The organism is Nonomuraea sp. NPDC026600 (genome assembly GCF_040638335.1).
GTDB lineage: Bacteria > Actinomycetota > Actinomycetes > Streptosporangiales > Streptosporangiaceae > Nonomuraea.
This window is the reverse complement of the sequence record NZ_JBEZYD010000121.1, coordinates 1-1054: the sequence shown is the minus strand read 5'-3', so window position 1 is coordinate 1054 and position 1054 is coordinate 1. Positions and strand designations below refer to the sequence as shown.

2 protein-coding genes are annotated in these 1054 nt (G+C 65.2%); both read left to right on the top strand.

Annotated elements, in window-relative coordinates; all coding sequences use genetic code 11:
- Positions 1 to 492 (top strand): winged helix-turn-helix domain-containing protein (locus AB0F17_RS66485; protein ID WP_358047874.1); only part of this gene is annotated, 492 nt, incomplete at its 5' end.
- A complete protein-coding gene (locus tag AB0F17_RS66480) occupies positions 417 to 1028 on the top strand; it encodes a transposase (protein ID WP_358047872.1) in 612 nt (203 codons plus the stop codon). The genes AB0F17_RS66485 and AB0F17_RS66480, both read left to right, overlap by 76 nt.
- Positions 1029 to 1054 lie beyond the last annotated feature (26 nt).

Genomic DNA, 1054 nt, shown 5'->3' with positions numbered 1-1054 from the left:
GAGCGGTTACGGCTGCAGACAGCCGAGCGGTTCGAGGACGGGGAGTCCACCCGGGACATCGCGCGGGAGTTACGGGTCAGTGAGCGGTCGGTCGGTCGCTGGCGCGCGGCCTGGCAGCGGGGCGGCATCGATGCGCTGCGGTCGCAGGGGCCTGTTTCACGGGAGAAGCTGAGCACCGCGCAGTGGGCGCGGGTGGAGGCCGAACTGGGTCGTGGGCCGTTGGCGCACGGGTTCGCCGATGACCAGCGCTGGACGCTGGCCCGGATCAAGACGCTGATCGGCAGGCTCTTTCACATCGGCTACACCATCGAGGGGGTCGGCAAGCTTCTGCACCGGCACGGCTGGTCGGTGCAGGTACCGGTGCAACGCGCGCTGGAGCGCGACGAAGAGGCGATCACCGCCTGGAAAGAGCAGGTGTGGCCGGCCGTAAAGCCACCGCGGCGGACCTGGGCGCCTATATCTGCTTCGAGGACGAGGCAGGTCAGGGGCTGAGGCCGCCCAAAGGACGAACCTGGGCACCACGCGGCGCCCGCCCTCAAATGACTGTCCGAGGTAAACGAACCGGCCGGGTCAACATGGCCGGCGTGCTCTGCTTCCGGCCCGGCCAGCGCCCGCATCTGTTCTACAAGCTGCTCATCTACCACGGACGCAAGAACGAGCCGAAGAGCTTCACCTGGAGCGACTACCGCGACCTGATCATCTCTACCCACCTGCAGCTCGGCGCTCCGCTCGTGTGGTGCTGGGACAACCTCAACATCCACCTGGCCACGGAACTGACCGAGTTCGCCCAGGCCAACGCCCACTGGCTGCGCATCTATCAGTTCCCCACCTACGCCCCCGAACTGAACCCGGCCGAAGGAATATGGTCTCTACTCCGCCGGAGCATGGCCAACTTCGTCGTCACCGACCTACACGGAGTCGTCCGGATCATCAAACGCAAACTCAAGAAGATCCAATACCGGCCCCACCTACTCGACGGCTGTCTCGCCCAGACCGGCCTGATAATCGAACACCCCTTGAACACATGACCGACCCTACGAATTCAGCCTGTGTA